General features: G+C 63.9%; 6 protein-coding genes and 1 pseudogene. 3 read left to right on the top strand and 4 right to left on the bottom strand.

Going from position 1 to position 8,722, the window contains the following annotated elements; genetic code table 11:
• From ABLA28_RS08955 to ABLA28_RS08970, 4 genes and pseudogenes are all read right to left on the bottom strand, one after another.
• A pseudogene (locus tag ABLA28_RS08955) lies at nt 1-303 on the bottom strand (DUF2318 domain-containing protein); the annotation flags it as partial.
• 101 nt (nt 304-404) lie between these two features.
• Complete coding sequence (locus ABLA28_RS08960; protein ID WP_347713369.1) at nt 405-998, bottom strand: iron transporter; 594 nt, start codon at nt 996-998, stop codon at nt 405-407.
• 77 nt (nt 999-1,075) lie between these two features.
• A complete protein-coding gene (locus ABLA28_RS08965) occupies nt 1,076-2,485 on the bottom strand; it encodes an FTR1 family protein (protein ID WP_347713370.1) in 1,410 nt (469 codons plus the stop codon).
• Between the two features lie 235 nt (nt 2,486-2,720).
• The gene (locus ABLA28_RS08970) at nt 2,721-4,610 is read right to left on the bottom strand and encodes a carbon starvation CstA family protein (protein WP_347713371.1); all 1,890 of its coding nucleotides are present in this window, start codon (nt 4,608-4,610) and stop codon (nt 2,721-2,723) included.
• A gap of 575 nt (nt 4,611-5,185) precedes the next feature.
• On the opposite strand from ABLA28_RS08970, the gene ABLA28_RS08975 reads away from it, so the two are divergent.
• The 3 genes from ABLA28_RS08975 to mdoH all read left to right on the top strand — a co-directional run.
• The gene (locus tag ABLA28_RS08975) at nt 5,186-6,814 is read left to right on the top strand and encodes a glucan biosynthesis protein G (protein ID WP_347713372.1); all 1,629 of its coding nucleotides are present in this window, start codon (nt 5,186-5,188) and stop codon (nt 6,812-6,814) included.
• Between the two features lie 7 nt (nt 6,815-6,821).
• The gene (locus tag ABLA28_RS08980) at nt 6,822-7,205 is read left to right on the top strand and encodes a hypothetical protein (RefSeq protein WP_347713373.1); all 384 of its coding nucleotides are present in this window, start codon (nt 6,822-6,824) and stop codon (nt 7,203-7,205) included.
• The coding region (gene mdoH, locus ABLA28_RS08985) for a glucans biosynthesis glucosyltransferase MdoH (RefSeq protein ID WP_347713374.1) at nt 7,202-8,722 on the top strand (1,521 nt) is incomplete at its 3' end. The genes ABLA28_RS08980 and mdoH, both read left to right, overlap by 4 nt.

Raw genomic sequence — 8,722 nt, forward strand, 5'->3', positions numbered from 1 at the left:
CCCGGACAGGATAATCCACAAAAAGGCGACCGAGGCCGCCGCCGCAATGACCACCACAGCCCAGCGGTTGAATCGCATGAGGGGGAGGTTCATGCCCTTGGGGTCGAACAGCCGAACCCCAAAGACAACCCCGCCCCCGAGAATCCCTGCCGCCGCTCCGGCCCAGACGATCAGACGATCGGCCCTTCCCTTGAAGCGCAGGATATAACTGAAGATCAAACCGACCATCAGGGAGAACGAGGCGAGATGATCGGTGACCGCGACAAGATATTTAAGAATGGGGTTGACCTCCGGACTTGTCAAAAATTTCCGCGGGGCACACCGCATTCCGAACGGCAGAAGGCCGGACGAAAGGAGACGCCCCGCGGAACAGAGTAACTAACCTGTCCCCTTACAAGTTGGGACTACTGGTTCTGAAGCTGCTCCCCGGTGTAGTTCCAATCGAACTCGGCGGTATGGGTCTGGAAATAGTCGTTTGCCTTCTCCTTGGCGGGAACGCCGGTCTCGGGGTCGGTGTGAAGCAGATAGTCCGTGGGGGGCTCGATGATGAACTTCAGCTTATAGCGCCCGACCTTCAAGCCCTTCTTGATGTTGGCGCCATAGTGGGGTCCGTCGTCGGCGTTCATGGGCATGAAGTTCCCCTCCATGATGACCGTCTTGCCCTGAGCGTCGAGAATCTGGTACTTCACGCTCAGATAGGCCGGCCAGATGTTCTCGCCCGAGCCGAAGCCGTAGGCGATGGCAAACGTCGGCTGAAGGTGGATATCCGCCTCAAGGTGCATGTCCGACTCCTCTTTCGAGGGGTTCTTGCCCGCGGGAACCATGTCGACGGCCTGGAAGTACACGGCCGCCACGTTGTAGGGACCGACCTGAATCTCCTCGCCGATGGGAATCTCGGCGAAACCGCTCTCGCCCGGCTTCTCCGCCGGAGCGGCCAGGGCCGCCCCGACCAGGGCCAGGGAAAGGACGACGACCAGCATTGCAGCAAACTTCTTCATGAAATTTCCCTCCTGATGAGTATTATAAAAAACCTCACGTGAGGTTTTTTACCAAAGGTTGACCTCGGTCTTCGCCGTCATTTCGCTTTCTTTTTCCCACCCAGGGTATGGGACAGGATGACCCACACCGCCGCGATGACCAGCATGACCTGCGGGATCAGGGTCTCGGCCCGGTCGTAGATGCTCAGCGATTCGATGGAGAAGCCGTTCATGGCCGGGATGGTGGTCCTGCCGACGATCACGTCGGCCTCGGTGAGCTCGACGACGCCCTTGCCCATGAAGGACACGCACAGGATGAAGAGCAGGATACTGGTAAAGAGGAAGAAGGGCTTGAGCGGCAGCTTCACGCTGAAGTAGCGGAAGGCCACGTAGACGGCCACCAGCACCACGGTCCCCGCCAGGATGCCGTAGACGATATGGGGAGTGCTGTTCATGCCGCCGGAGAACGACGCCTTGTAGAACAGGATGAGCTCCGCGCCCTCACGCAGGACGGCGATGAAGGCCGCGAAGACGAGGGTCATCTGGCTCTTCCGGTCGATGGACTGCTGGACCTTTTCGTTGATGTAGTGGGTCCACGCCTCGGTGTCCGCCTTGGAGAGCATCCAGTTGCTGACGTAGAAGAGGACCGCCACGGCCAAGAACATGGTCCAGCCCTCCAGGAGCTCCCGGGCGACGCCGCTGGAGTCCCCCATGAGGGACTCCAGGGCCCAGGCCAAAAGGACGCTCGCCCCGATGGCCGCGACCGATCCGACGTAGACGCTGCGCACCATCCTCGTGTTGCCGGTCTTGATCAGGTAGGCCACGATGGCGACGATGACCAGAATGGCCTCGAGCCCCTCGCGGACCAGCAGGCCGAAGGCGGTGAGGAAGGTCAGCCAGTCCCGGTTCACGGGCGCCTTGGCGGGGGCCTTCGGGGCGGACGCAGCGGGAGCCGGAGTCTCCGCAGTTTCGGCCGCGGCATCGACGGACGCCGCAGCGACGGCCCCGCCGCCCGCCGCAGGACGCCCCTTGTCCCCGTAGACGGCCTCCCCAAGGCTGTCGGGCTCACCGGCGTCGATATCGCCATCCAATACCATGGCGTCCTTGTAGACCTTGACCCTCAAACTTTCGAGCATATCGAGGAGCGCGTCCTTCGCGATCTCCTGATTCCCCAGCAGGGCGTGCTTGATGCTGGCGAAGAGCGCCTCGATGTGACTGACGCGCGCCGACGAGATGGCCACCATGACGTTCTTCTCGAACCCCTGAACCTCGTAGTAGCCGAAGTAGGCGTCGTTGACGTGCTTGTAGGCATCGCGGTAGCGGTCGGCCTCGATATCCTCCCGGGCGGAGTCGAACTCGAGGGCCATATCCGCCGCCACGCCCTTCCACGAATCGTATTTCTTCTTCTTCGCCGCAAGGCCCTCGGATGCGGAAAAGACGACGAAAAGAAAGATCGCCGTGACCAGCAGTCCCCAATAGAGCCGTGTCGACTTCCTCTGCATACTCATCGTTACCCTTCCCCTGAACTGTAATTTAGGCAAAGCAAACAAAAAACATGCCTTTTCCGCTTAGGATTTTACGCCTGGACCCCACATTCGTCAACAAATCCGTCGATGAAAAAAGTTGGTATATTGGGGATAAAAAAAGCGAGGGAGCGGCAATGTATCCGCCGCACCCTCGCTTCTCCGGGCCGTTCGGGTTGGGGGCCGCCCGCCCCCGCCGATCCCGTGCCCTTTCGCTGCGCTAGTCCCCGGAATGGCTGAGCGGTGCGCCGTCCTTCCGGTTCAGGGCGGAAAACGCCTGGAGCACCATCAGCAGGGCCAGCACGAGAAGCGCGATGGCCATGCCGCCCAGGGTCCAGTTGGGCATCGGCGCGTTGACGATGTTGTCCCGGATCATCAGGGCCAGGGCGGCCACGGTCGTGATCAGCATGAACCACATGGGAACCATCAGCCACTGGTTGGGCTTCTTCAGGGCACGGGCCACCCAGACGGCCAGGGCCAGCAGGACGAGCGCCCCCACAAGCTGGTTGGCGGCTCCGAACACCGGCCAGATCGCCGCCCAGACGGGGATGAGCGTCCCCGTGGTCGTGTGCGTCTTGGTGAGGAGAAGGCCCATCGCCCCGGCGACGGCGATGACCGTCGCCGTATAGCGGTCGACCTTCATGTTGGTCAGCTCCTGGATCTGATAGCGGGTCAGGCGCGTCGCCGTGTCCAGCGAGGTCAGCAGGAAGCTGTTGAGCGCCAGAAGCCCCAGGGACTTTCCGATCTTGGGGTCGATGCCGATGAGCTCGGAGAAGCGTCCGAAGCCCACCGCATAGGTGTTGGTCGGGTCGCCCAGGATCGCCCCGGAGATCATCACGGTACCCAGTGCGATGACGGCCACGACGCCCTCGATCAGCATCGAGCCGTAGCCCACCAGGACGGAGTCCGACTCCCTGCGAATCTGCTTGGAGGTCGTCCCGCTGCCCACCAGCGAGTGGAATCCCGAGAGGGCGCCGCAGGCCACGATGATGAAGAGCATCGGCCACAGGTAGTTGTTCCCGGAGACGAAGCCCTTGTAGGCGGGCAGTTCCACGGAGAACTTGCTGCTGCCCATGACCATGCCGACGGTTCCGATGACGACGGCGAAGTAGAGGAAGTAGGAGGCCAAGTAGTCGCGCGGCTGGAGCAGCAGCCACACGGGCATGACGGAGGCCAGGAAGATGTAGACCACCAGCACCCAGCGCCAGTTCTCCATATTCTTGGTCTTCAGGGCCTTCTGGGCCCCGGCGAACTCCTCGTAGCTCGCGGCGCCGCTCTTCTGCACGACCTCGTCCGACGCCTTGATCTCCTGGAACTTGGCCTCACGAGCGGCCTTGTAGGCGTCGAAGTCCGCATATTCCGCCAAAGCCGCGGCGTCCTTGGCCTTGGCCGCGTCGAAGGCCTTGGCATCGGCCAGAGGCATGTTGATGCCCGGCTGATGGAACTCCAGGGTCGGGTTGCCGGAGAGGGAGAAGTAGCTGGAGATCCACTTGTTCCCGTTGCCGAACCAGCAGGCGTAGATGATGATGGGCACCATGATGATGGTCATCAGCCACAGAGGGCAGTTCATGCGGTAGATGAGGAGGCCGAAGATCAGGGCCATGAAGATGTAGAGCGTCGCCGCAAAGGCCACCGCCGGGTCCGAGGCGAAGGAGTTGGCCGAGAGCTGGAGGAACACGGCCACAACCAGAATCAACGTCAAAATGGTGAAGCAGAGAAAGAGGATCTTCCCCGCCCGGCCGATCCAGCGCTCGACGACCTCGCCGATGGACTTGCCCTCGTGCCTCATGGAGGAGACGAGCCCGCCCATGTCATGAGGTCCGCCCAGGAACGCGGAGCCGATCACGCACCAAAGATAGGCCGGCAGCCATCCGAACATGCCGGCCGCCGTGATGGGGCCGACGATGGGCCCCGCCCCCGCGATCGAGGAAAAATGGTGTCCCAGCAGCACCGCGGGGTGCGCCGGGCAATAGTCCACCCCGTCGTACATGGCCTCGGCCGGCGTCTTGTTGCTGTCGTTCAGCTCGTAGACGCGGGACATGAAACCTCCGTAGATCTTGTAACACAGGGCGAAAAAGACGATCGCCCCCACCAACAGTCCAAGCAGCATCTCAATCCTCTCCTTCAAGTCAAAACCGATCTCGATTCCCGCTTCGGGACGCGTCCCCCCTGGGACGGCAGATCCCCCTCGACCCCGCGCCGATAGCGCCGATACAAAAAATCCGCTTCGCCTTCCCGCCCCCATCCAAAACTGACTTTTTGAGCGAGCACCCTCGCCGCCGCGGAATTTTTCCGCGCCCGGTCGGACGCCCCCCACGAATCCCCTCGATAATAAACAATGAAACACTCCGTCAAGGTAATTATAGCGCAATCGGGATAAAGGCATTGAAAAGACGGATGCGGCCCCTTCGATTTGCGGGACGTGCACTTGACGCTCCATCGCTTTGTGATTGAATAGGGTAGGCCGAAGCCGGGGGGCGAAAGTCATTTCGACCTCCGGCGGCGCCGCGCTTCCATATTTAATGAGAGGGAGCCCTGGGGCGATACGGCCGACAATCGAGAAGATCCTTGAGGAAATTGAACGTGAGGAAGGAGATGGGTGCATTGTTCAGACCCGTTTTGAATTTGAGATCTGCGGCCTGTCGCCGAATTTTTTTTGTGGGGCTTCTTGCCCTGATGGGGGCGATGTCCTTAACGATACCGCTGGAGGCGGCCTCGCCGAAGGCATCCTCCGACGTCTCCCCCGCCTCCGGGGACCCGGCGCCCCGGATACCGGCCTCGGTCGATGTGCCTTCCGCCGCATCGGCGGACTCCGTCTCCGGGGACGCGGCAGCGCCCGCAGCCCGGCCCTTCGGGTTCGGGGACGTGCTCAAGAAGGCCATGGCCGCGGCAGAATCGGAGTACGTTCCGCCGGCCACGCTGCCCGCCTCCCTGCGCAGCCTGAACTACGACCAGTGGCGCACCGTCCGGTTCAAGCCGGAGCGCTCGCTGTGGCGCTTCGAAAAGCTGCCCTTCGAGCTCCAGTTCTTTCACTCGGGCTTCTACTACGACCGCAACGTGGAGATCAACATCATCGAGGAGGATGGACACGTCGTCCCGGTCCCCTTCTCCACGGACCTCTTCCAGTACCCCGGCGACGAGCTGAGGAGCCAGGTCGCCACCTCCAACGTGGGGTTCGCAGGGTTCCGGGTCCACTGCGCCATCAACGATCCCGGCTACAAGGACGAGGTGGTCGTCTTCCTGGGGGCCAGCTACTTCAGGGCCGTCGGCAAGGATACGAAGTACGGGCTCTCCGCGCGCGGCCTGGCCCTGAACACGGCGCTCCCCTCGGGCGAGGAGTTCCCCTGGTTCCGGGAGTTCTGGATCGGGAAGCCCGCGAGCGACGACGTCTCCATCACGGTCTACGCCCTGCTGGACAGCCCCAGCTGTACGGGGGCGTACCGCTTCGTCATCACCCCGGGGCCGGAGACGGCGATGCGGGAGGAGTTCCAGGTCTTCTTCAGAAGCGGCGTCGAGAAGGCGGGGATAGCGCCCCTCACCAGCATGTACTTCTACGGCGCACCCGAGAACGGCCGGCTCGGGGACTACCGGCCCGAGGTCCACGACTCCGACGGCCTGCTGGTCCACAGGGACGACGACGTCTGGCAGTGGCGCGCCCTGCGAAACGGGGAGAGGCTGAACACCACCCGGATATCCATGGAACGGCTCCTCGGCTTCGGCTTGCTGCAGCGGAACCGGAACTTCGACCACTACCAGGACCTCGAGGCCGACTACGAGCGGCGTCCGTCCCTCTGGGTCGAGCCCGACGGCGACTGGGGCAGCGGCCGGATCGAGCTGATCGAGATCCCCACCGACTCCGAGTACAACGACAACATCGTAGCCTTCTGGGTTCCGAACCGGGAGAAGCCCGATTCGCCGATCAGGGGGGCCTGCACGCTCCGCTGGGGAGGGCAGGAGAAGCACCTGCACTCCCTGGGGCGCGTGGTAGGGACGCGCCAGGCGAGGGGCGACCGGAAGAACTGGGCGCGCTTCCTCGTGGACTTCGAGGGCGGGGAGCTCGACGCCCTGCCCGAGGACTCGGGGATCACGAGCGTCGTGGAGGTCGATGGGGCCAAGCTGGTCCAAAAGCACCTCGAGAAGAATCCCCACACGGGGGGATGGAGGCTTTCCTTCCAGGTCGAGGTGGACGCGGGCGGCGGATTCTCCGTGTTTCCGGCCGTTCCGCCGGCCGTGCGCCTCTCCGCGGTACTGAAGAAGGGGGAAAATCTGCCGAACCCCCTCACCGAGACCTGGACCTACGTGTTTGGGAGGTAGGGCGCTCATGAACGAAAACCGACCGGCGCTGCAGGAGCCCCGCCCCGGGGAACTGCTGCTGGACCGTCTGCTCCTCTATGTCCGGGTCCTGAGGGTCCCGCCGCGCGAGGGGCTGGAGCTGGTGTTGAAGGCCCTGGACGAGCTCTGTCCATCGGGGATGAGGGAGGCGCTCCCCGCCGAGGATTGCGGCATGGAGACCGCCATGGAGATCCTGAGGGCGCTGTGCGCCGAGCGGGGCTTCGTGCCCGACGCGGACGCCCTCCCCTGCCCCGTGCCCCCCTACAACCGAGGATCGATGCCGCCGGCGAAGATCTCCATGACGCGCGGCGGATTTTCCCTGAGGGGCCTCGTCGGAAGGCTCCGACGGCCCAGGGAGGAGCGGACGCGATGACGCATACCCCAAACGCCCGTCCTGCCTGGCGATTCTCCGCGCTCTGGCGGCGTTGGCTTTTTCTCTTCCTGATCTTCGTCCCCTCCATCCTGGCCGCCTCCTACATGTCCGCCCTGCTTCCCCACGGGGGCGGGACCCTGGTGGAGCTGACTCTCTGCATCCTGTTCGGGGTGCTCTTCGCCTGGATCTCGACGGGGTTCTGGACGGCGCTCTTCGGGTTCTTCGTGCTGCTCTTCCGATACTCCGGATACCGGATCATCGACCCCGGCTCGCCGCTTCCGGACCTTCCGCAGGGGGTCAGGACGGCGGTGCTCATCCCCGTCTACAACGAGGACCCGCAAAGCGTCGGCGCGGGGATCGCCGCGATGTGGCGCTCCCTGTCCGCCACGGGACTGGAGGGGCGTTTCGACCTTTTCGTCCTCAGCGACACCACGGACCCCGACGTCTGGGTGCGCGAGGAGGCGATGTGGAACGAGCTCCGGGGCCTGCCGGGGATGGAGGGACACCTCTTCTACCGCCGCAGGCCCTCCAACCCGAAGCGGAAGAGCGGCAACATCGCAAACTTCTGCCGCCGCTGGGGCCACAACTACCGCTATATGATCGTCCTGGACGCGGACAGCGTCATGGCCGGGGAGACCTGGGTGCGCATGGTCGACGCCATGGAGCGGAACCCCCGGATCGGGATTCTCCAGACGCCCCCCAAGGGGGTGAACCGCGAGACCCTGATCGCGCGGGTGCAGCAGTTCGCCAACAGCCTGTACGGGCCGGTCTTCGCGGCCGGACAGAACTTCTGGCAGCTGGGCGACGCTCAGTACTGGGGGCACAACGCCATCATCCGCGTCGAGCCTTTCATGCGCTGGTGCGAGCTGCCCCGGCTCCCGGGCCGGGGGCCCCTCAGCGGGGATATCCTGAGCCACGATTTCGTCGAGTCCGCCCTGATCCGCCGCGCAGGCTACGAGGTGTGGCTGGCCTATGGGGTCGGCGGCAGTTACGAGGAGACGCCGCCCACGCTGATCGACGAGATGAAACGCGACCGGCGCTGGTGCCAGGGGAACCTCCAGCACCTGCGCCTGATCTTCACCTACGGTTTCTTCCCCACGCACCGAGCCCTCTTCCTCAACGGCATCCTCTCCTACGGCTCCGCGCTGCTGTGGCTGATCTTCCTGACGGCCAGCTCCGTGCAGGCGCTGCTGGACGTCCTGGTGGAGCCCGTGTACTTTCCGCAGCACAACATGCTGTTCCCCAAATGGCACGTCTGGTACCCGGAGTGGGCGCTGAGCCTCCTGAGCTGCACGGCCCTGCTGCTCTTCCTGCCGAAGATCCTCTGCCTGCTCCACACCCTGCTGACGGCCCGGAACGCGCGGAGCTACGGCGGGGTGGGGCGGGTGCTGCTCGGCGTGGCGGGCGAGACGGTCCTCTCCATGCTGCTGGCGCCGATCCGCATGATCTGCCACAGCCGGTTCGTCCTCATGACCCTGCTGGGCTGGGGAACGGGCTGGGGGGGACAGTCGCGGGAC

It is taken from the genome of uncultured Fretibacterium sp., assembly GCF_963544685.1.
In the GTDB taxonomy this organism is placed as follows: domain Bacteria; phylum Synergistota; class Synergistia; order Synergistales; family Aminobacteriaceae; genus CAJPSE01.